This is a genomic window from Coriobacteriia bacterium (assembly GCA_041658765.1).
Classification (GTDB): Bacteria; Actinomycetota; Coriobacteriia; order Anaerosomatales; family JBAZZO01; genus JBAZZO01.
Genome location: JBAZZO010000003.1, coordinates 57,616 through 77,599 on the forward strand (window position 1 = coordinate 57,616; position 19,984 = coordinate 77,599).

At 65.0% G+C, this 19,984-nt stretch carries 18 protein-coding genes and 4 tRNA genes; 1 reads left to right on the forward strand and 21 read right to left on the reverse strand.

The features are described from left to right. Positions 1-2: 2 nt before the first annotated feature. The 21 genes from rplC to WC971_02940 form a co-directional block, all read right to left on the reverse strand. Positions 3-623, reverse strand: a complete 621-nt coding sequence (gene rplC, locus WC971_02840; GenBank protein MFA5843752.1) for a 50S ribosomal protein L3 — start codon at positions 621-623, stop codon at positions 3-5. A gap of 118 nt (positions 624-741) precedes the next feature. Next, positions 742-1,050 (reverse strand): 30S ribosomal protein S10, encoded by a 309-nt coding sequence (gene rpsJ / locus WC971_02845; protein MFA5843753.1) that lies wholly within the window; start codon positions 1,048-1,050, stop codon positions 742-744. A gap of 60 nt (positions 1,051-1,110) precedes the next feature. After that, a complete protein-coding gene (gene fusA / locus WC971_02850; protein MFA5843754.1) occupies positions 1,111-3,192 on the reverse strand; it encodes an elongation factor G in 2,082 nt (693 codons plus the stop codon). 17 nt (positions 3,193-3,209) lie between these two features. Beyond that, on the reverse strand, positions 3,210-3,680 hold the full coding sequence (gene rpsG / locus WC971_02855; GenBank protein MFA5843755.1) for a 30S ribosomal protein S7: 471 nt from the start codon (positions 3,678-3,680) through the stop codon (positions 3,210-3,212). A 59-nt stretch (positions 3,681-3,739) separates the two neighbouring features. Next, the gene (gene rpsL / locus WC971_02860) at positions 3,740-4,111 is read right to left on the reverse strand and encodes a 30S ribosomal protein S12 (GenBank protein MFA5843756.1); all 372 of its coding nucleotides are present in this window, start codon (positions 4,109-4,111) and stop codon (positions 3,740-3,742) included. Between the two features lie 218 nt (positions 4,112-4,329). After that, positions 4,330-8,583, reverse strand: coding sequence for a DNA-directed RNA polymerase subunit beta' (locus WC971_02865; protein ID MFA5843757.1), 4,254 nt, complete (start codon positions 8,581-8,583; stop codon positions 4,330-4,332). Positions 8,584-8,645: 62 nt separating this feature from the next. Then, positions 8,646-12,149 (reverse strand): DNA-directed RNA polymerase subunit beta, encoded by a 3,504-nt coding sequence (locus WC971_02870; protein ID MFA5843758.1) that lies wholly within the window; start codon positions 12,147-12,149, stop codon positions 8,646-8,648. A gap of 254 nt (positions 12,150-12,403) precedes the next feature. Continuing rightward, on the reverse strand, positions 12,404-12,784 hold the full coding sequence (gene rplL / locus WC971_02875; GenBank protein MFA5843759.1) for a 50S ribosomal protein L7/L12: 381 nt from the start codon (positions 12,782-12,784) through the stop codon (positions 12,404-12,406). A gap of 78 nt (positions 12,785-12,862) precedes the next feature. After that, a complete protein-coding gene (rplJ, locus tag WC971_02880; protein ID MFA5843760.1) occupies positions 12,863-13,381 on the reverse strand; it encodes a 50S ribosomal protein L10 in 519 nt (172 codons plus the stop codon). Between the two features lie 288 nt (positions 13,382-13,669). Further along, positions 13,670-14,383: a 50S ribosomal protein L1 gene (rplA, locus tag WC971_02885; GenBank protein MFA5843761.1), complete on the reverse strand. Its 714-nt coding sequence runs from the start codon at positions 14,381-14,383 to the stop codon at positions 13,670-13,672. A gap of 84 nt (positions 14,384-14,467) precedes the next feature. Further along, on the reverse strand, positions 14,468-14,899 hold the full coding sequence (gene rplK / locus WC971_02890) for a 50S ribosomal protein L11 (protein MFA5843762.1): 432 nt from the start codon (positions 14,897-14,899) through the stop codon (positions 14,468-14,470). Between the two features lie 48 nt (positions 14,900-14,947). Continuing rightward, a complete protein-coding gene (gene nusG / locus WC971_02895; GenBank protein MFA5843763.1) occupies positions 14,948-15,478 on the reverse strand; it encodes a transcription termination/antitermination protein NusG in 531 nt (176 codons plus the stop codon). A 13-nt stretch (positions 15,479-15,491) separates the two neighbouring features. After that, positions 15,492-15,722, reverse strand: a complete 231-nt coding sequence (gene secE / locus WC971_02900) for a preprotein translocase subunit SecE (GenBank protein MFA5843764.1) — start codon at positions 15,720-15,722, stop codon at positions 15,492-15,494. Positions 15,723-15,799: 77 nt separating this feature from the next. After that, positions 15,800-15,876: transfer RNA gene (locus WC971_02905), tRNA-Trp, on the reverse strand. A 33-nt stretch (positions 15,877-15,909) separates the two neighbouring features. Then, the gene (gene rpmG / locus WC971_02910; GenBank protein MFA5843765.1) at positions 15,910-16,059 is read right to left on the reverse strand and encodes a 50S ribosomal protein L33; all 150 of its coding nucleotides are present in this window, start codon (positions 16,057-16,059) and stop codon (positions 15,910-15,912) included. A gap of 172 nt (positions 16,060-16,231) precedes the next feature. Continuing rightward, the gene (gene tuf, locus WC971_02915) at positions 16,232-17,419 is read right to left on the reverse strand and encodes an elongation factor Tu (protein MFA5843766.1); all 1,188 of its coding nucleotides are present in this window, start codon (positions 17,417-17,419) and stop codon (positions 16,232-16,234) included. Between the two features lie 89 nt (positions 17,420-17,508). Beyond that, positions 17,509-17,584, reverse strand: a tRNA-Met gene (locus WC971_02920). A 54-nt stretch (positions 17,585-17,638) separates the two neighbouring features. Beyond that, a tRNA-Thr gene (locus WC971_02925) sits at positions 17,639-17,714 on the reverse strand. Between the two features lie 45 nt (positions 17,715-17,759). Beyond that, positions 17,760-17,844: transfer RNA gene (locus tag WC971_02930), tRNA-Tyr, on the reverse strand. 153 nt (positions 17,845-17,997) lie between these two features. Continuing rightward, on the reverse strand, positions 17,998-18,618 hold the full coding sequence (locus WC971_02935; protein ID MFA5843767.1) for a hypothetical protein: 621 nt from the start codon (positions 18,616-18,618) through the stop codon (positions 17,998-18,000). A 26-nt stretch (positions 18,619-18,644) separates the two neighbouring features. Continuing rightward, positions 18,645-19,067 carry a cyclic nucleotide-binding domain-containing protein gene (locus tag WC971_02940; protein ID MFA5843768.1) on the reverse strand — a complete coding sequence of 141 codons (423 nt, stop codon included), beginning with the start codon at positions 19,065-19,067 and terminating at the stop codon, positions 18,645-18,647. A gap of 194 nt (positions 19,068-19,261) precedes the next feature. On the opposite strand from WC971_02940, the gene WC971_02945 reads away from it, so the two are divergent. Continuing rightward, positions 19,262-19,981: a DUF3307 domain-containing protein gene (locus WC971_02945; GenBank protein ID MFA5843769.1), complete on the forward strand. Its 720-nt coding sequence runs from the start codon at positions 19,262-19,264 to the stop codon at positions 19,979-19,981. Positions 19,982-19,984 lie beyond the last annotated feature (3 nt).

Consider the following 19,984-nt stretch of genomic DNA (forward strand, 5'->3'; position numbering starts at 1 on the left):
GCTCAGGCCTGCCGGATGGTGAGCAGGGAGTCCTTGCCGCCAGGCACGGCGCCCTTGATGACGAGCAGGTTCTGCTCGGGGTCGACCTTCACGACCTCGAGATTGCGCACTGTGACGGTCTGCGCCCCCATGTGTCCGGGAAGCCCGGTGCCCTTGAGCACACGCGACGGCGAGGCGCACATGCCGATGGAGCCGGGAGCACGATGGAAGTGGGAGCCGTGACCGCCGGGACCGCCCTTGAAGTTGTGCCGCTTCATGACGCCGGCGAATCCCTTGCCCTTGCTCGTGCCGGAGACGTGTACCTGCATCCCGGGCTCGAAACCGGAGACCGTGACCTCCTGCCCGGCCTTGAAGGTCTCGTCGCCCTCGACCCTGAACTCGGCGACGTAGCGCTTCGGGTCGACACCCGCCTTCGCGAAGTGCCCGGCGTCGGGCCGGTTCACCTTGCGAGGATCGATGTCGCCGTATGCTAGTTGGATGGCCGTGTATCCGTCGCGCTTGACCGTCTTCACCTGCGAGATGACGCAGGGGCCGGCCTCGATGACGGTGACTGGGATGAGACGGTCGTCTTCGCTCCACACCTGCGTCATCCCCAGCTTCCTGCCGAGTATCGTCGTTCCCATCGTGACTCTCCCGCTCTTCCGTGCGGTCATGGGCTCGTCCCGCCGCTTCCTCGCGGCTGCTCCCAGCGGACCGCGTCTCCCGGCCCGGGGTTCCGGGCCGCGCGACGCCGAAGCGTCGCTATAGCTTGATCTCGATGTCCACGCCCGCCGGCAGGTCGAGCCGCATGAGCGAGTCGACCGTCTTGGGCGTGGGATCCAGGATGTCGATGAGCCGCTTGTGCGTCTTCATCTCGAAGTGCTCCCGGCTGTCCTTGTTGACGTGCGGTGACCGGATGACGCAGTAGAGATTGCGCTCGGTCGGCAGCGGGATCGGCCCCGAGACGCGGGCGCCGGTCTTCTGGGCTGTCTCCACGATCATCTTCGTGGACTGGTCCACGACCTCATGATCGTAGGCCTTGAGCCGGATGCGGATCTTCTGGTTGGCCAACTCTCTACCCTCCGTACCGTTCGTGCCAGGGACGACGGTTCGGGTCCGTCGCTTGGGCGACTACCCGTGGTACTTGGCGACTATCTCTTCGGCCACACTCTTGGGCACCTGCTCGTACGCCTTGAACTGCATCGTGTAGATCGCGCGGCCCTGCGTGCGGCTGCGCAGGTCGGTCGCGTACCCGAACATCTCCGAGAGCGGGACCTTCGCACGGATCACCTGCGCGTTGCCGCGCGCTTCCATGCCCTCGATGTGGCCTCGCCTGCTCGAGAGGTCGCCCATCACGTCGCCCATGAACTCCTCGGGCGTGACGACCTCGACCGCCATCATCGGCTCCAGGAGCACGGGCGTGGCCTTGCGCATGGCCTCCTTGACGCACATCGAGCCGGCGATCTTGAAGGCCATCTCCGACGAGTCCACCTCGTGGTAGGAACCATCCACCAGCTGGACCTTGACGTCGACGACCGGGAACCCGGCGAGCACGCCACTCGTCATCGCTTCCTGGATGCCCTTGTCCACCGCGGGGATATACTCCCGCGGGATGACGCCGCCGACGATCTTGTTCTCGAAGACGTAGCCGTCGCCCGGCTGCTGCGGCGTGAGCGTCAGGACGACATGGCCGTACTGGCCGTGCCCGCCCGTCTGCCGGACGAACTTGCTCTCGACCTCGACGATCGCCTTGGAGATGGTCTCGCGGTATGCGACCTGCGGCTTGCCGACGTTCGCCTCGACCTTGAACTCCCGCAGGAGGCGATCGACGATGACCTCGAGGTGGAGTTCTCCCATCCCGGCGATGATGGTCTGGCCGGTCTCGGTGTCGGTGCGGACCCGGAACGTCGGATCCTCCTCGGCGAGCTTCTGTAGAGCGACGCCGAGCTTGTCCTGCTCGGCCTTCGTCTTCGGCTCGATCGCGATATCGATGACGGGGTCCGGGAAGACCATCGACTCGAGCAGTACCGGCGCGTCCTCGCTGCACAGCGTGTCGCCGGTGGTCGTGTTCTTGAGCCCGACGGCGGCGACGATGTCGCCGGCGAAGACCTGGTCGACGTCCTCGCGGTGGTTGGCGTGCATCTGCAGGAGACGCCCGATGCGCTCCCTGTGCCCCTTCGTCGAGTTGATGACGTAGGAGCCGGAATCGAGTTTGCCCGAGTACACGCGGAAGTACGTCAGCTTGCCGACGTACGGATCGGTCATGACCTTGAACGCGAGCGCCGCAAAGGGAGCATCCTCGTCCGGCGGGCGGCAGACCTGCTCGCCGGTCTTGATATCCTCACCGTTGATGGGCGGTACATCGAGGGGCGACGGCAGGAAGTCCAGTACCGCGTCGAGCAACGGCTGGACGCCCTTGTTCTTGAACGACGCCCCGGTGACCACCGGGGTGACGGCGCATGCGATGGTCCCGACACGCAGGGCCGAGCGGAGCTCGTCCGCGGAGAACGGCACGTCATCGAGCACCTTCTCCATCAACGAGTCGTCGAACTCGGTGGCGATCTCGACCAACTCGTGACGGTGCAGCTCGGCATCGTCCGACATCTCGGCAGGTATCTCGCCCACCGTCGGATTGATGCCCTTGTCGTCCTCGTTGAAGTAGATGGCGTTCATCTCGACGAGATCCACGATGCCGATGAAGAGGTCCTCGGCTCCGATCGGGAGTTGCAGGAGCGCCGCGCGAGTGTCGAGACGGTCCTTCATCATCGAGACCACGTTGAAGAAGTCAGCGCCGGTGCGATCCATCTTGTTGATGTAGGCGATCCTCGGGACCCCATACGTATCGGCCTGCCGCCACACCGTCTCGGACTGGGGCTCGACGCCGCCGACCGCGCAGAAGATGGCGACAGCGCCGTCGAGGACGCGCAGGCTGCGCTCGACCTCGACGGTGAAGTCGACGTGTCCGGGCGTATCTATGATCTGGATGCGGTGGTCCTTCCAGAAGCACGTCGTCGCGGCGGACGTGATCGTGATGCCGCGCTCCTGCTCCTGGACCATCCAGTCCATGGTGGCCGCACCCTCGTGGACCTCGCCGATCTTGTGCGTCTTCCCCGTGTAGAAGAGGATCCGCTCGGTCGTCGTGGTCTTACCGGCATCGATGTGGGCCATGATGCCGATGTTGCGGGTCTTGGCCAGTGGATATCGCTTCGCCATTCGGTGCGCTACCTCGTCTACCAGCGATAGTGGCTGAAAGCCCTGTTGGACTCGGCCATCTTGAATAGATCCTCGCGCTTCTTGACGGAAGCGCCCGTCCCTGCGGAGGCATCCATGATCTCGTTCGCGAGACGCTCCGCCATCGTCTTCTCGCGGCGCTTGCGGGAGTACCCGACGATCCAGCGGATGGCCAGCGTCGTCGAACGGCGCGAGTTCACCTCGACCGGAACCTGGTACGTCGCCCCACCGACACGCTTCGGGCGCACTTCGAGGGTGGGCCGCACGTTGTCCATCGCCTTCTTGAACGTCGCAAGAGGATCGGCGGCGGTCTTCTTCTCGATGATGTCGAAGCTGTCGTAGACGAGGCGCTCTGCCAGCGATCGCTTCCCGTCCAAGAGGACCTTGTTGATCAACTGGGTCACGAGCCGGTTGTTGTACACGGGGTCCGCCTGGACCTCACGTCTGGTGGCTGCTGCGCGCCTAGGCATCGCGTATCTCCTTCATTACCGAGCGTCGCTCCGCGGTCTCCCCGCGGCCGCGTGCGTCCTTACTTCGGCTTCTTCGCTCCATAGCGGGACCGTGCCTGCGCGCGATTCGTCACAGCGGCGCAGTCGAGCGCCGCACGGATGATCTTGTAGCGCACACCCGGAAGGTCCTTCACGCGACCGCCCCTGACGAGCACGATCGAGTGCTCCTGCAGGTTGTGCCCGATCCCCGGGATGTACGCCGTCACCTCCATCTGGTTCGAGAGGCGCACGCGCGCTACCTTGCGCAGAGCCGAGTTCGGTTTCTTCGGTGTCGTGGTATATACGCGGGTGCAGACGCCGCGCTTCTGGGGGCTGCCCTTGAGCGCTGGCGTCTTGCTCTTCTCAGCCACCTGCTTGCGGCCCTTCCGGACCAGCTGGTTGATCGTCGGCACGACCCTCTCCTCGTCTCGTCGTTCACTTTCGCACGGCACGCGCGCAGGGCGCACGTCACCGAGTGCAGTCACAAAGCCGGACTATACCGAAGCAGCCTCGTGGTTGTCAAACCACGCACCCGGGCGTATCGCATCGCCCCCACACCCTCGCGGACGTCGGGCCTCCGCCGCCTACGTCGACGGCGGAGGCCCCTATGGATCGGATCCCCGTCCGGCTCCTAGGAGCCGGACCCCTCTAGCTTCGCGTGAACGCCACAGTACTCGCTGCCTTCGCGCGCCTTGTTCTTGCACTGCCGGCCGTCGCCGTAGTTGCCCTTGCACATGCCGTCGGTCTCGGCGAGCTTCACGTGGGTGCGGCAGTAGCGTGCGCCGGAGAGCGCCTTGTTACGGCACCGCTCCCCGTCCTTGGTCGTGGCAAGGCAGCGGTCCTCGTCCGGCTCCTCTGCCCCGGCGGCGCCGACGAAGAGCTTCTCGTCAGGTTCGAACACCTTGCCCGCGAACAGCGAGGGGTCGATGTCGAGATCCGCGTCGGCGAGGGCGAGGTCCGCGAAGAACGCTGCGGCCTCTTCCTCGCTGAGCGCACTGTCGTCGGACTGCGGTCCTGGCAGGAGCGCCTCGAGTTCCTTGAGCTCCTCCGGAGCGAAGTCCGGCAGAGGCCCACCGCCCTCTTCGGCCGTCCACTCTGCGCGCTGACCCTTGTAGGTGAGCTGCACGCCGCGATAGCGCTTCATGCCTGTCGCCGCAGGGATGAGCTTGCCTATGATGACGTTCTCCTTGAGCCCGAGGAGCATGTCCTCCTTGCCGGCGATCGCCGCGTCGGTCAGTACGCGAGTCGTCTCCTGGAAGGAGGCGGCAGACAGGTAGCTGTCGGTCGCGAGCGACGCCTTCGTGATGCCGAGCAGCACCTTCGATCCGTTCGCCGGCACGCCACCGTCAGCGATGATGCGCTCGTTCTCCTCGTCGTACACGAACCGGTCGACGAGCTGGCCGGGAAGGAACGCCGCGTCGCCGGGCTCGAGCACCGAGATCTTGCGCATCATCTGCCGCGCGATCACCTCGATGTGCTTGTCGTTGATGTCGACGCCCTGGCTCGCGTAGACTTCCTGCACCTGGCGGACGATGTACGTGAGCACCGCTTTGTCGTCGCGCAGGTGGAGAAGGTCATGCGGGTTGAGGGAACCTTCGGTCATCTGGTCGCCGACCTCGACGGTCACGCCGTCCGCAATACCCGGGCGCAACCTGGAGCGGCGGGATACCGTGTAGGACTTCTCGTGTCCGTCCGCGCCCGTGACCATGATCTTCCGGGTCTTGTCGCCTTCTTCGATGGTAAGCTTACCGGCGCTCTCGGCTAGAAGAGCCTGCCCCTTCGGCTTTCGGGCCTCGAAGAGCTCGGTCACGCGCGGAAGGCCGTGGGTGATGTCCTCGCCCGCGACGCCGCCGGTGTGGAAGGTGCGCATCGTGAGCTGCGTGCCCGGCTCGCCGATCGACTGTGCCGCGATGATGCCGACGGCCGTGCCGATGTCGACGGGACGGCTGCTCGCCAGGTCCCAACCGTAGCAGCGCTGGCAGATACCATGCTTCGCGTGGCAGGTCATGACCGTGCGCAGCTCGAGGGTCGGCACGCCGCGGTCGGCGAACCGACGAAGCTCGGCGTCGGAATCGACGAAGTCGCCGGCCTCCTTGAGGATCTCCCCGGTCTTCGGATCGACGGCCGGAGAGAGCAGACAGCGCCCGACGAGGTTGTGATCGACCTTCTCGCCCTTGGCGTCGAGGATCCGGAAGACGACGCCCTCGTCGGTCTCGCAATCGGCGTGGCGGACGATGACGTCCTGGGCGACGTCGACGAGGCGTCGAGTCAGGTATCCGGAGTCGGCGGTGCGAAGCGCCGTGTCCGCGAGTCCCTTGCGGGCGCCGTGGGTGGAGATGAAGTACTCGAGCACCGACAGACCCTCGCGGAAGTTCGCCTTGATGGGCCGGTCGAGGATCTCGCCTTTGGGGTTCGCCATGAGACCGCGCATACCTGCGAGCTGGCGGATCTGCTTGATGTTTCCGCGCGCTCCGGAGTGGGCCATCATGTAGACGGGATTGAACTTGTCGAAGTTCGCTGCCATCGCGTCGCCGACATCATCGGTCGCTTGCGTCCAGACACCGACGATCTGGCGGTGCCTCTCGTCCTTCGTGATGAGTCCGCGGTCGTATTGCGCCTCGATGGTGGAGACCCGCGCGCCGGCGGCGTCGAGGATCTCGCCCTTCTGCTCCGGGATCACCGCGTCGTAGACGGAAACGGTCACGCCCGCACGGGTCGCGTAGTGGAAGCCGAGGCGCTTGACCTCGTCGAGGATGTTCGCCATCTGGTTCGTCGAGTAGCGGACCGAACAGTCCTCGACGATGCGCGAGATGCCCTTCTTGTCGACCTCGTGGTTGATGAAGGGGTAATCCTCGGGCAGCGAGCGATTGAAGGTGATGCGGCCGATCGTCGTCTCGATGCGCGTACCCGCTTCGCGTGGCACGGGGACACCGTCTCCCGTCTCCTCCATGATGTCGTGAGGCAGCCGGACCCGGACCTTGGCCTGCAGATCGACGGTACGGTTGTCGTACGCGAGTATCGCCTCGTCGAACCCGAAGTACGCGGTCCCCTCCCCGACGACCCCTTCGCGCAGAACGGTCAGATAGAAGAGCCCGATGACCATGTCCTGCGTCGGGGTGGTCAGCGGTCGACCGTGCGCGGGCGACTTGATGTTGTTCGTCGAGAGCATGAGAACGCGCGCCTCGGCCTGCGCCTCGGCGGACAGCGGCAGATGCACCGCCATCTGATCGCCGTCGAAGTCGGCGTTGAACGCAGTGCACACCAGCGGATGGATCCGGATGGCCTTGCCCTCGACCAGCACGGGCTCGAACGCCTGGATGCCGAGGCGGTGCAGGGTGGGAGCGCGGTTGAGCATGACCGGATGGTCGCGGATGACCTCCTCGAGCACGTCCCACACCACGCTCTTGCCACGGTCGACCATGCGCTTCGCGCTCTTGATGTTCTGCGCGTGGTCCAGGTCGACCAGCCGCTTCATGACGAAGGGCTTGAAGAGTTCGAGAGCCATGACCTTGGGCAGGCCGCACTGGTGGAGTTTTAGCTCCGGACCGACGACGATGACGGAACGGCCGGAGTAGTCGACGCGCTTGCCGAGCAGGTTCTGGCGGAAGCGGCCCTGCTTGCCCTTGAGCATGTCCGAGAGCGACTTCAGGGGACGGTTGCCGGGACCGGTCACCGGACGTCCGCGGCGGCCGTTATCGAAGAGCGCGTCGACCGCCTCCTGGAGCATGCGCTTCTCGTTGTTGACGATGATCTCGGGCGCGCCGAGGTCGAGAAGCCGCTTGAGGCGGTTGTTCCGATTGATCACGCGCCGGTACAGGTCGTTCAGGTCGGAGGTCGCAAAGCGCCCGCCATCGAGCTGGACCATCGGGCGAAGATCCGGCGGGATGACGGGGATCGCGTCGAGGATCATCCACTCGGGGCTGTTCTTGCTCGCCTTGAACGCGGCGACGACCTTGAGCCGCTTGACGGCCTTCTGGCGCTTCTGCCCCTTACCGTCGGTGATCTGCTGGCGCAACTCGGCGGCGAGGTCATCAAGGTCGATCTGGCGCAGCAGGTCCTTGACCGCTTCCGCGCCCATGCCGCCACGGAAGTAGTCGCCGTAACGGAGCTTGAGCTCGCGATAGAGGGTCTCGTCGTTGATGAGCATCTTCACCGAGAGCTTCTGGAAGGTATCGAACGCCTCGGAGAACAACTCACGACGCTCGGCGTACTCCTCGTCGAGATCGCGGATGTCCCGCTTCGCCTCGGCCTCGATCTTCTTCACGCGGTCCTCGACCGGCACCTCGTCGTCGAAGGCCTCGCCCTCGTCGGGCTCCACCTCGCCACGGGCTATCGCGACCATGCGGTCGCGCTCGCCCTCGATCGCTGACGCCTCTTCAGCCTTCTCGGCGTCGAGAGACGCGAGGTCCGAGGCGAGCTCGTCCTTGAGCATCGCCAGGTCGGTCTCGCGGTCGGCGTCATTGACCGACGTGATGATGGAGCTCGCGAAGTACAGGACCTTCTCGAGATCCTTCGGCGCGATGTCGAGCAGGTACCCGAGACGACTCGGAACGCCCTTGAAGTACCAGATATGGCTCACGGGCGCAGCCAACTCGATGTGTCCCATGCGGTCGCGGCGGACCTTCGCCCGCGTGACCTCCACGCCGCAGCGCTCGCAGATGATCCCCTTGAAGCGAACGCGCTTGTACTTGCCGCAGTAGCACTCCCAGTCCTTGGTGGGACCGAAGATCTTCTCGCAGAAGAGCCCGTCCTTCTCCGGCTTCAGCGTGCGGTAGTTGATGGTCTCCGGCTTCTTCACCTCGCCGCGTGACCACTGCCGGATCTGCTCGGAGCTGGCAAGCCCGATGCGCAGCCTATCGAAGTTGTTGACATCGACGTCGAGCAACGTTTCCTCCTCAGCTCGGCGACCCGCCAAGACGGCGGGCGCCCAAACTCCGGCGGGCCGGCCTAGATCTCGGCCGGCCCTTCCTCATCGGTATCGAGCGTGATGTCCAGATCCGGCAGATCCAGGTCCTCGAGGTCGTCGAGATCGTCGAGCGATCCCTCCTCGCTCTCGAGCGCGCCGCGGCCGATACCGTCACCGATACCGGTGAGGTCGAGACCAAGCTCCTCGGCCGTCTTGAAGATGTCCTCGTCCTCCTCCTTGAGTTCGATCTCCTCGCCCGTCTCTCCGAGGATCTCGACGTCGAGGCAGAGCGACTGCATCTCCTTGACGAGGACCTTGAACGACTCGGGGATGCCTGGCTCGGGGATGTTCTCCCCCTTGACGATGGCCTCGTACGCTTTGACGCGACCGAGCACATCGTCGGACTTGATCGTGAGGATCTCCTGCAGCACGTATGCGGCGCCGTACGCGTACAGCGCCCAGACCTCCATCTCTCCGAAGCGCTGGCCGCCGAACTGGGCCTTGCCCCCGAGAGGCTGCTGCGTGATGAGCGAGTACGGGCCTGTCGAGCGTGCGTGGATCTTGTCGTCGACAAGGTGCAGCAGCTTGAGCATGTAGATCTGCCCGATCGTCACCGGCTCTCGGAACGGCTCGCCCTTGCGGCCGTCGTAGAGGACCGTCTTGCCCATGCGGCTGATCTGGGGAACGACCGAATCGAAGACCTTGTCGCCATACCGGTCACGGTACTTGAGCGCGATGTTCCGGTTCGACGCCTCGAGGACGTCGGAGATCTCGGCCTCGCGGGCGCCGTCGAAGACCGGGGAAGCGACCGGGATGGGGCCATCGACGTGCGACTTCTGCTTGGGGTCATCTGACCAACCGACAAAGGAAGCCCAGCCAAGGTGGGTCTCGAGAAGCTGACCGATGTTCATTCGCGAGGGGACGCCGAGCGGGTTCAGGATGATGTCCACCGGCGTGCCATCCGACAGGAAGGGCATGTCCTCCACAGGGAGGATCTTGCTGATGACACCCTTGTTGCCATGGCGTCCGGCGAGCTTGTCGCCCTCTTGGATCTTGCGCTTCTGCGCGACGTACACGCGCACGAGTTCGTTGACACCCGGTGACAGGTCGTCGCCCGCGTCGCGGGAGAACGTGCGCACGGAGATGACGCGGCCGGTCTCGCCGTGCGGGACCTTGAGCGAGGTGTCGCGCACCTCGCGGGCCTTCTCTCCGAAGATGGCGCGCAGCAGACGCTCCTCAGCCGTGAGCTCGGTCTCGCCCTTGGGCGTGACCTTGCCGACGAGCACGTCGCCGGGGAAGACCTCCGCACCGATACGGATGATCCCGTCCTCGTCGAGATTCGCGAGGACGTCCTCGCCGACGTTGGGGATCTCGCGCGTTATCTCCTCGGGGCCGAGCTTCGTGTCCCGGGCCTCGACCTCGTACTCCTCGATGTGGATCGAGGTCAGGAGATCGTCCTTGACCACCTTCTCGGAGAGGATGATCGCGTCCTCATAGTTGTAGCCCTCCCAAGGCATGAACGCGACGAGGAGGTTCTGGCCGAGCGCGAGCTCACCGAGCTCGGTCGACGGGCCATCGGCGAGCGTCTGACCGACCGTCACGGTCTGACCTTCCTCGACGACAGGTCGATGGTTGATGCACGTCCCCTGGTTGCTGCGCTGGAACTTCGGAAGACGGTATTCGTCGAGCGTACCGTCCTCGGCACGCACTGCGACATGCATGCTGTCGACCTCGACGACGACGCCCGAGCGGCGCGCGAGGATGATCTCGCCCGTGTCGACGGCCGCGCGGTGCTCCATGCCCGTGCCGACGAGCGGCGCGGCCGGCCGCATGAGCGGCACCGCCTGCCGCTGCATGTTCGAGCCCATGAGCGCGCGGTTCGCGTCGTCATGCTCGAGGAACGGGATCAGCGCGGTCGCGACCGAGACCATCTGCCGCGGCGAGATGTCCATATAGTCGACGTCCGCGGGGCGGTGCTCCTCCGGCTCCCCACCCTTGATACGGCAGAGAACGCGCTCGTTGGCGAAACGGCCGTTCTTCGCATCGAACGGCTCGTTCGCCTGAGCGATGATGCAGCGCTCTTCTTCGTCCGCGGTCAGGTAGTCGATCTTGTCCGTGACCTTGCCCTTGACGACCTGACGGTAGGGCGTCTCGATGAAGCCGTAAGGGTTGATCCGGGCGAAGGTCGCCAGCGAGCCGATGAGCCCGATGTTCGGGCCTTCGGGGGTCTCGATAGGGCACATGCGTCCGTAGTGCGAGGGGTGCACGTCTCGAACCTCGAAGCCGGCGCGTTCGCGAGAGAGGCCACCGGGGCCCAGTGCCGAAAGCCGGCGCTTATGCGTCAGACCGGCGATGGGATTCGTCTGGTCCATGAACTGCGACAGCTGACTCGACCCGAAGAACTCCTTGATGGCCGCGACGATCGGGCGGATGTTGATGAGGCTCTGCGGAGTGATCTGATCGACGTCCTGCGTGGTCATGCGCTCGCGCACCACCCGCTCCATGCGGGCGAGCCCGATGCGGAACTGGTTCTGGATGAGCTCGCCCACCGAACGGACGCGCCGGTTCCCGAAGTGGTCGATGTCGTCGACATCGTATCCGTCCGTGCCTTCCCACAGGTTCACGAGGTATCGCACCGCGGCGAGTATGTCCTCGTTCGTCAGCGTCGACTGCTCCATCGGCAGCTCGAGGCCCAGCTTCTTGTTCACCTTGTAGCGGCCGACCTTGGCCAGGTCGTAGCGCTGCGCGTTGAAGAACAGGCCGTCGAGCAGTGAGCGAGCGCTCTCGACGGTGGGCGGCTCTCCGGGGCGGAGGCGCTTGTAGATCTCGAGGAGCGCTTCTTCCCGCGTCTCGGTGAAGTCCTTCTCGAGCGTGCGCTTGATGCACTCCGAACCGCCGAGCATCTCCAGCAACTCCTCGCGGTCCTCGGCGACGCCCAGCGCCTTCAGGAGAACCGTGACGGGCTGCTTGCGCTTGCGGTCGATGCGGACCGACACGACGTCGCGGCGATCGGTCTCGAGTTCGAGCCAAGCCCCGCGCGCGGGAATCACCTTCGCCGTGTGGATCGCCTTGTCCGTGGTCTTGTCGCGCTCCTCGGAGTAGTAGACGCCCGGCGAGCGGACGAGCTGGCTGACGACGACGCGTTCCGTCCCGTTGATGATGAACGTGCCGCGATCGCTCATGAGAGGGAAGTCTCCCATGAAGACTTCCTGCTCCTTGAGCTCGCCGGTCTCCGTGTTCGTGAACTTCACGAGCACGAACAGCGGCGCCTGGTAGGACATGTCCTTCTCTTTGCACTCCTCGGGGCTGTACTTCGGATCGCCGAAGGAGTGCTCGCCGAACTCGACCACCAGGTTGCCGGTGAAGTCCTCGATGGGAGAGATGTCCTGGAAGGTCTCTCTCAGACCCTCGTCGAGGAACCACTTGAAGGAGTCTCGCTGGATCGCGATGAGGTTCGGTACCTCGAGGATCTCGGGAATCTTTGCGAAGGTACGACGCTGACGAAGGCCAGTGTCGATAACGGGGGAACCTGCTTCGCGGCGCACCAGGCGTTTCCTCCTTATGACGGCGGAGCGGCGTACACGGGTCGCAAACTATCAGGGTAGTAAAACATGGGTCCGGGGTCAACAGGTCCTCGCGACATACCTCCGGGCGCCTTCATTCCGGAAGCCCCCCGCCCCTCGCCTACATACCCTTTCGGAACACTACCGCCCGCCGTCTCGAACAGACGCGATGGCCGGAGCCCACACGGGCCCCGGCCATCATCGCGTCCGTCCGCTCGACACGGACGGGAACGGAGCTACTTGAGCTCGACGGTGGCGCCTGCCTCCTCGAGCTTACCCTTGGCCTCCTCGGCCTTCTCCTTGTTGGCGCCCTCGACCACGGTCTTCGGCGCACCGTCCACGAGGTCCTTCGCCTCCTTGAGCCCGAGGCTGGTGAGTTCGCGGACGACCTTGATGACCTGGATCTTCTTGTCGCCGGTCGCGGTGAGGACGACATCGAAGCTGTCCTTCTCCTCGGCTTCGGCTTCGGCTTCGGCCGGCGCGCCGGCCGCGGCGAACGCCATGGGCGCAGCCGCGGAGACGCCGAATACCTCTTCGAGCTCCTTGACGAGCTCCGCGAGCTGAAGGGCGGGCATCTCCTTGAGGGCCTCGATGATCTCTTCCTTGCTGACTGCCATCTCTGTCTCCTTACCGATCACATGGCCACGCGGTTCGCGCGCGGCGGTCCGTCGTTCCGGACGCCCAAGGCGTCCCCTTTACGCGGCCTTCTGGTCGGCGATCGCGCGCACGACGCGAGCGAACGCCGCAGCCGGGCCGTTGAGTACCCGAACGAGCCCGGAGGCCGGATTGTTGAGCGTTCTGAGCAGCTTCGCGAGGAGTTCCTCGCGGGACGGGAGAGCGGCGAGGGCCTTGATGCCCTCGGCACCGACGACGGCCCGCTCGATGAAGCCGCCCTTCACCTCGAGCGCCTTGTGCTCCTTCGCGAAATCCACGAGCACCTTCGCCGGCGCGACGGGGTCCGCGTCGGTGAAGACGAACGCCGTAGGGCCGACGAGCAGGTCGCCGAGATCCGGAAACGCCAGTTCGCGGAGCGCGATCTCGGTGAGACTGTTCTTGAAGACGAAGACCTCGCCGCCGACCTCGCGCAGCTTCGTGCGCAGGGCCTGCATCTCCTTGACGGTCAGCCCGCGGTAATCGGCCATGACGACAGCGGACGAGCCCGTCATCTTGTCCTTGATCTCGGCCACGAGGGCCGCCTTCTGAGCGGTCGGCATACGGTATCCCTCCTTCCGGTGCGCACGCGATCGTGATGCGGATCGCGCCGGACGGGGGACGAACCCCCGAAACGACGTGACCCCCGCCGGATCGGCGGAGGCCACGGATCTCTCGTGTCCGAGCGTCGCGGTCACGGCTCTCGGGTGGCTCCACCTCGGCAGGCGGGGCCTTTATGCCCCCTTCGGCCCTCAAGTTCCAGGGCGCCGGCTGTCTTCGGTAGCGATCGTGTGCGGTTGTCAAGCGCGCGACGTAGTATGCACCGCACTCGCGCGGCAGCGCAAGTCCGATCACGCGGACGGTTCGTCGAGCAGGTTGCGCGTCTTCGCGGTGTCGATCGGGATGCCGGGGCCCATCGTCGTGGCGAGCGTGATGGACTTGATGTAGCGGCCCTTCGCCACCGAAGGCTTCGCCCGGAGCACCTCGTCGAGGACGGCGCCGTAGTTCTCCACGATGCTCGCGGCATCGAAGGAGACCTTGCCGATCCCGACGTGGGCGATGCCGAACTTGTCCGCGCGATACTCGACCTTGCCCGCCTTGAGCTCGCCCACCACGCGTGAGACGTCCATCGTGACGGTCCCGAGCTTGGGGTTCGGCATGAGACCGCGCGTGCCGAGGATCTTGCCGAGACGCCCCACCTTGGCCATCATGTCCGGCGTCGCCACGGTCGCGTCGAAGTCGAGGAATCCGCCGGAGATGCGCTCGATGAGATCGTCCCCACCGACGACGTCCGCGCCGGCCGCCTCCGCCTCCTTGGCCTTCTCGCCCTGAGCGAAGACCGCGACCCGGACCGTCTTGCCCGTGCCGTGCGGCAGGACGACGCTCCCGCGGACCTGCTGCTCCGCCTGGCGTGTGTCGATCCCTAGGCGGAAATGGACTTCCACGGTCTCGTCGAACTTCGCCGAAGCGACCTCCTTGGCGAGACGCGCGGCTTCGATGGGAGTGTAGAGACGATCCTTCTCCACGCGAGATCTGGCCGCGATGGCCTTCTTGCCCTGCTTCATGTCGTCAACCTCCGGTGGTCATCGGGCCGGGCGGGCCCTCCCACATGTTCGGCGCGGCGCGGATGCGCCGCACGCGCACGCCGCCTAGTCGGCGACGGTGATACCCATCGAACGCGCGGTCCCCTCGATGATGCGGGTGGCCGCCTCGATGTCGTTCGCGTTGAGGTCCGGCATCTTCGTCTCCGCGATCCGGCGGACCTGCTCCCGCGAGACCGTGGCGACCTTGTCCTTGTTCGGTGTGGCCGATCCACTCTCGATGCCTGCAGCCTGCTTGAGCAGGATCGCGGCGGGCGGTGTCTTCGTGATGAACGTGAACGACCGGTCCTCGTAGACGGTGATCTCGACGGGGATGATCGTGCCCATCTGGCTCTGCGTGGCGGCGTTGAACGCCTGGCAGAACTGCATGATGTTCACCTGGTGCTGACCGAGGGCGGGACCTACCGGCGGGGCCGGATTCGCCTGACCTCCCGGGATCTGGAGCTTGATGTAGCCGGCGATCTTCTTAGTCCTAGCCATTGCGCTTCCGTCCTACTAGGAGCGCCCATCGGACGCTTTCAGTCCCGGTCACAGCCTGGAGACCTGGTCGAACCCGAGCTCCACCGGCGTCTCGCGACCGAAGATGGAGACCATGACCTTGATCTTCCCCTGGTCCGGATTGACCTCGGAGATGGTCCCGTCGAACTCGGCGAGCGGTCCCGAGGTCACCTTGACCGCCATGCCCTCCGCGAACTCGGTGTACGTCTTCGGCTTGACGACGCCGGCGACGCGACCCTGTATCCGCTTGACCTCGTCGCGGGAGAGCGGGACCGGCTTCGCCTGGGCGCCGACGAACCCGGTCACCCCGGGGGTGTTGCGAACCACATACCACGAATCGTCGTCGAGCTCCATCTGGACGAGGATGTAGCCGGGGAAGACCTTCTTCTCCTGCGTGACCCTTCGGCCGCCCGTCTTGAGGTCGGTGACCGTCTCCTTCGGGATGAACACGTCGAATATCTTGTGCGACATGTTCATCGACTCGATGCGGTGAAGGAGATTCGTCTTCACCTTGTTCTCGTAGCCGGAATACGTATGGATTACGTACCACTTCTTCGCCATCGGGCGGCGCTTCCTATCTGCCGATGCGGCCGAGGGTATCGATGATGAGGAACGACGACGCCTGGTCGACGACGAAGGTGAAGATGATGAACGCGATCAGCGTGAAGATGACTATCAGGCTCGAGTTGTAGACCTCGGTGCGGGAGGGCCAGACGACGCGCTTCATCTCGGCGCGCACGTCGGTGAAGTACTTCCCCGCCCGCGCGACGATGTTGGGCTTGGCCGCTTTGTTCGCCTTTGCCATCCGTCGTCCCTTCCGTTCTCACATCCACCACGGGGGCGGCCGACCAGGCCCCATTGCGCCGCGGAGATGGTTTCGTCTGGCAGGCCAGGAGGGGCTCGAACCCCCAACATCCGGTTTTGGAGACCGGCGCTCTACCGATTGGAGCTACTGGCCTACTTCTCCCGATCGCGCCGTCATCGAGCGACGGTCACCTCGTCTCCTTGTGCACGGTATGCGTGCGGCACCACTTGCAGTACTTCTTGAACTCTATGCGCTCGGGATTGTTCTGCTTGTTCTTCTTCGTGGTGTAGTTCCGGCGCTTGCACTCGGTGCACGCCAGGGTGACGAGAGTCCTCATCATGCCTCCTCGCGTACCCTCTCCACGCCGCGAAGGCGGGTGGGTGGGCACGGTAGCGTAATCTAACACCCGCCCCACAGCAGTGTCAAACCGCGTCCCTGCTGCTCCAAGGCGGCGAAACGGGACCCGGCTGCGGGCCGGGCCCCGTCCTGTCGCACGGATACGAGAGGCTCTACTTCAGGATCTTCACGACTCGGCCGGAGCCCACCGTACGCCCACCCTCACGGATGGCGAACCGGAGGCCCTCCTCCATCGCGATCGGGGCGATGAGCTCGCCGCGGACCTCGACGTTGTCGCCCGGCATGACCATCTCGGTGCCCTCGGGCAGGTGAGCGATGCCGGTGACGTCCGTCGTCCGGAAGTAGAACTGCGGACGATAGCCGTCGAAGAACGGGGTGTGGCGGCCGCCCTCTTCCTTCGTCAGAACGTAGACCTGACCCATGAACTCCGTGTGCGGCGTGATCGAGCCGGGCTTGCACAGGACCTGACCGCGCTCGATCTCGGTGCGCGCGACTCCACGCAGGAGAACGCCGATGTTGTCGCCCGCCTGGGCCTGGTCGAGCAGCTTGCGGAACATCTCGACACCGGTGACGACGGTCTTCTTGGTCTCGGGATGGATACCGACCATCTCGACCTCGTCGCCGACCTTGACGACACCGCGCTCGACGCGGCCGGTGGCCACGGTCCCGCGACCCGTGATCGTGAAGACGTCCTCGATCGCCATGAGGAACGGCTTGTCGATATCACGCTCGGGCTGCGGGATCCAGGTGTCGATGGCCTCCATGAGCTCCCAGATGGACTTCTTCGCCTCTTCGTCACCCTCGAGCGCCTTGAGGGCCGAGCCCTTGATGACCGGCGTGTCGTCGCCGGGGAACTCGTACTCGGAGAGCAGCTCGCGGACTTCCATCTCGACGAGCTCGATGAGCTCGGGGTCGTCGACCATGTCGATCTTGTTCATGTAGACGACGATGTAGGGGACGCCGACCTGACGGGCGAGCAGGATATGCTCGCGGGTCTGCGGCATCGGGCCGTCAGCGGCCGACACCACGAGGATGGCACCGTCCATCTGTGCCGCGCCCGTGATCATGTTCTTGATGTAGTCGGCGTGACCCGGGCAGTCGACGTGCGCATAGTGCCGCTTGTCGGTCTCGTACTCCACGTGGGCGATCGCGATCGTGATGCCGCGCTCGCGCTCCTCGGGAGCCTTGTCGATCTGGTCGAACGGCGTGTAGTCCGCGTAGCCCTTCTCCGCCAGAGTCTTGGTGATGGCCGCGGTGAGCGTGGTCTTACCGTGGTCCACGTGGCCGATGGTGCCGACGTTCACGTGAGGCTTGGTGCGCTCGAACTTCTTCTTCGCCATGGTTCTCCTCCTCTATGGATATCGATGACGGTGCCGCGGGTCGCGTGGCGTCGTCCACGCGGGCCGTGGCGGTCCCGCGTACGTGCCGGTGGTAGCGGTGACTGGATTCGAACCAGTGACTCCGCGGGTATGAACCGCGTGCTCTAGCCGCTGAGCTACACCGCCGTGTGCGGCCGGGTCACGCGGACGCCTGGTCCGCCTCCGGTCCGGGGAACTGTCTGGAGCCCACAACCGGACTCGAACCGGTGACCTCTTCCTTACCAAGGAAGTGCTCTGCCTGCTGAGCTATGTGGGCGCCTCCCGGGGCGGGCCGGCAAGCCCGACCCCGAGGTCTTATCGCTGGTGGGGGCGCTTGGATTCGAACCAAGGTAGGCGTAGCCAACGGGTTTACAGCCCGTCCCCTTTAGCCACTCGGGCACACCCCCGACATGAAAGAAGCACGTTATTGGACGTATCAAAGGGCTCGCCTGGGACAAAGGCACGTGAATGTTACTGCATCGCGTTTTGCTGTGTCAACGACGACAACGCCACCGGGCGTATCGCTTCTCCTCCGTCATCTCCGACGGCCCCTGCCGACATCAGTCGATGACGATCTTGCCGAAGACCGGACCCACGATGCGGATGCCCTCCACCGATCCCTCGATGTCATCGCGTGGGATGAGACGATACCACGCCGAATGGTCGCCAACGAGAACCGGTCTCGGAGGATACTCCTCGAAGTGCTCCTCGAACCAGTCGCGTGTCTGCAGCATCGGGAGGACACGCAGCTCGTCGCGGTCGACGCGCAGTTCGGAGAAGAAGACCTCGTCGGGTTCGGCCATGAGCGCCGCGACCTCGGTCTCGGTCTGAGACAGTGCGCACAGGTAGTAGAAGAGCTCCTCGGCCTCGGACAGGAACATCCAGCCCGGCTCACGCGTGACGGCATGCGAGATCGCCTCGAACGCGTAACTTCCCTCTTCCGGCCGATAGAAGAGCAGGTCACGGTCGGCGATCTTCGAGGGGTCCCTACCAAAGTAGCTGTCGGCCTTCACCTTCACGGTCACGGTCCGACCCAGGAAACGGTAGCGCAGGTCGATGCCGAGCCGCCGACCCTCGCCGACCGCGGGGTCGACCACGACCACATCCGACCCGCCGGTGCTCTCGACCCAGCGCGCAAGGATCCGCTCCGCGACGGACTGGAGTAACAGACTTCCCGCCATAGAGTGCATCCGCTCTCCTCGCCGTTCTAGCCGTTGGGCCGGCTCAGGCGCTCGTCCGCGGCCCGCAGGCGTCGACTCATCACCTCTAGCAGCCTGATCGCTATCGAAGGCGTACGCTCGAGAACCGCTTTGAAGTCCCAGCTCGAGAGCATCAGACAAGAGGTCGGCTCGACCGCGCGGATCGTCGCCGAACGAGGCGCCGAGTCGAGAAGCGACATATCTCCGAAGAAGTTGCCGGCGTCGAGCGTACCGAGCGACCGGTTGTCGCGGATGATCTCGACCCGGCCCGACAGGACCAGGTAGAACGCCTGTCCGGGTGTCCCCTGCGTGACGATGACCTGCTGGGGAGCGTATACGTGCTCCTGGGCCACCGCGGTTATCGCCGCGATCTCCTGCGGGCTGCAATTGGCGAACAGCGGCACCTTGGACAGGAACATCTCGTTCGCCATCCGCAGCCTCCCATCCCTCATCCCTCGCCGACCGATCGGTTCTGCTACACGCTAGAGTATGCCCGACACTTGGGGCAATAGACGCCCGCGCAGAGGTGACAGCCATCATATGCGCTTACACAGGTACCTGGAAGCCGTACCCTCGAAGGTCGCGTTCATGCACAATGGAGTACGTAGGCTGCCGCGGAGGAACGATGGGGCTCTTCCTAGATCTCTACCTGGGCCATCTGCTCGGAGACTTCGTCTTCCAGCCCGGGAAGCTGGTCGCCGCGAAGAGGGCAGGCGTCCCGGGGCTGTTGACACATGCCGTCATCATCGCGGTCTGTTCCGCCGTCGTCCTCGTCGGGACTCTGCGTGCCCACTGGCCTATCGTGGTCCTCGTGACGGGAGCGCACCTGGTCATCGAGCGTCTCACCATCACGACGAGGTTCCGGACACGGACGCGGGGCCTGTTCGTCTTCGTCTTCGACCAGACCCTGCACGTGCTGTCGATCGTACTCCTCATCTGGGCCATGGGCGCATGGACCCTCGACCGGACTGCGGTGACGTTCGGCTCGATCGTCGGCATCGCCGACCTCGCCGCGGCATGCGGCATCATCACCGTGGCGTTCCTCGGATCGATACTCGTGTTCGAGACCGACGTCGCGATCGAGGACCCCGAGAACGGGAAGGGCCGCCTCCTCGCGTTCGACCTACCAAGGATCGCCGGCATGGCCGAGAGGGCGACCGCTCTCGTACTCGCCTTGTACGTCTCCCCGACCGCGGGACTCATCGCGTTCCTCCCGCGGTCGTTCATGGCGATCACTCGTCGCGACGACCGCCGCCGCGACATCGTGGCCGTGGTCGTCGGCTTGGCCCTGTGCGCGGTGGCGTACGCGTTCGTCGTGGGGATCCGCATCGTGTCGCTAGCGTAGGGA

Excerpts from the sequence above, each read along its gene's own strand:
- rplL (MFA5843759.1), bottom strand. The coding sequence starts at position 12,784 with ATGGCAGTCAGCAAGGAAGAGATCATCGAGGCCCTCAAGGAGATGCCC.
- WC971_02945 (MFA5843769.1), top strand. The coding sequence starts at position 19,262 with ATGGGGCTCTTCCTAGATCTCTACCTGGGCCATCTGCTCGGAGACTTC.
- WC971_02935 (MFA5843767.1), bottom strand. The coding sequence starts at position 18,618 with ATGGCGGGAAGTCTGTTACTCCAGTCCGTCGCGGAGCGGATCCTTGCG.
- rpsG (MFA5843755.1), bottom strand. The coding sequence starts at position 3,680 with ATGCCTAGGCGCGCAGCAGCCACCAGACGTGAGGTCCAGGCGGACCCC.
- secE (MFA5843764.1), bottom strand. The coding sequence starts at position 15,722 with ATGGCAAAGGCGAACAAAGCGGCCAAGCCCAACATCGTCGCGCGGGCG.
- rplC (MFA5843752.1), bottom strand. The coding sequence starts at position 623 with ATGGGAACGACGATACTCGGCAGGAAGCTGGGGATGACGCAGGTGTGG.
- rplJ (MFA5843760.1), bottom strand. The coding sequence starts at position 13,381 with ATGCCGACCGCTCAGAAGGCGGCCCTCGTGGCCGAGATCAAGGACAAG.
- rplK (MFA5843762.1), bottom strand. The coding sequence starts at position 14,899 with ATGGCTAGGACTAAGAAGATCGCCGGCTACATCAAGCTCCAGATCCCG.
- fusA (MFA5843754.1), bottom strand. The coding sequence starts at position 3,192 with ATGGCGAAGCGATATCCACTGGCCAAGACCCGCAACATCGGCATCATG.
- rpmG (MFA5843765.1), bottom strand. The coding sequence starts at position 16,059 with ATGAGGACTCTCGTCACCCTGGCGTGCACCGAGTGCAAGCGCCGGAAC.
- tuf (MFA5843766.1), bottom strand. The coding sequence starts at position 17,419 with ATGGCGAAGAAGAAGTTCGAGCGCACCAAGCCTCACGTGAACGTCGGC.
- nusG (MFA5843763.1), bottom strand. The coding sequence starts at position 15,478 with ATGGCGAAGAAGTGGTACGTAATCCATACGTATTCCGGCTACGAGAAC.
- WC971_02940 (MFA5843768.1), bottom strand. The coding sequence starts at position 19,067 with ATGGCGAACGAGATGTTCCTGTCCAAGGTGCCGCTGTTCGCCAATTGC.
- rplA (MFA5843761.1), bottom strand. The coding sequence starts at position 14,383 with ATGAAGCAGGGCAAGAAGGCCATCGCGGCCAGATCTCGCGTGGAGAAG.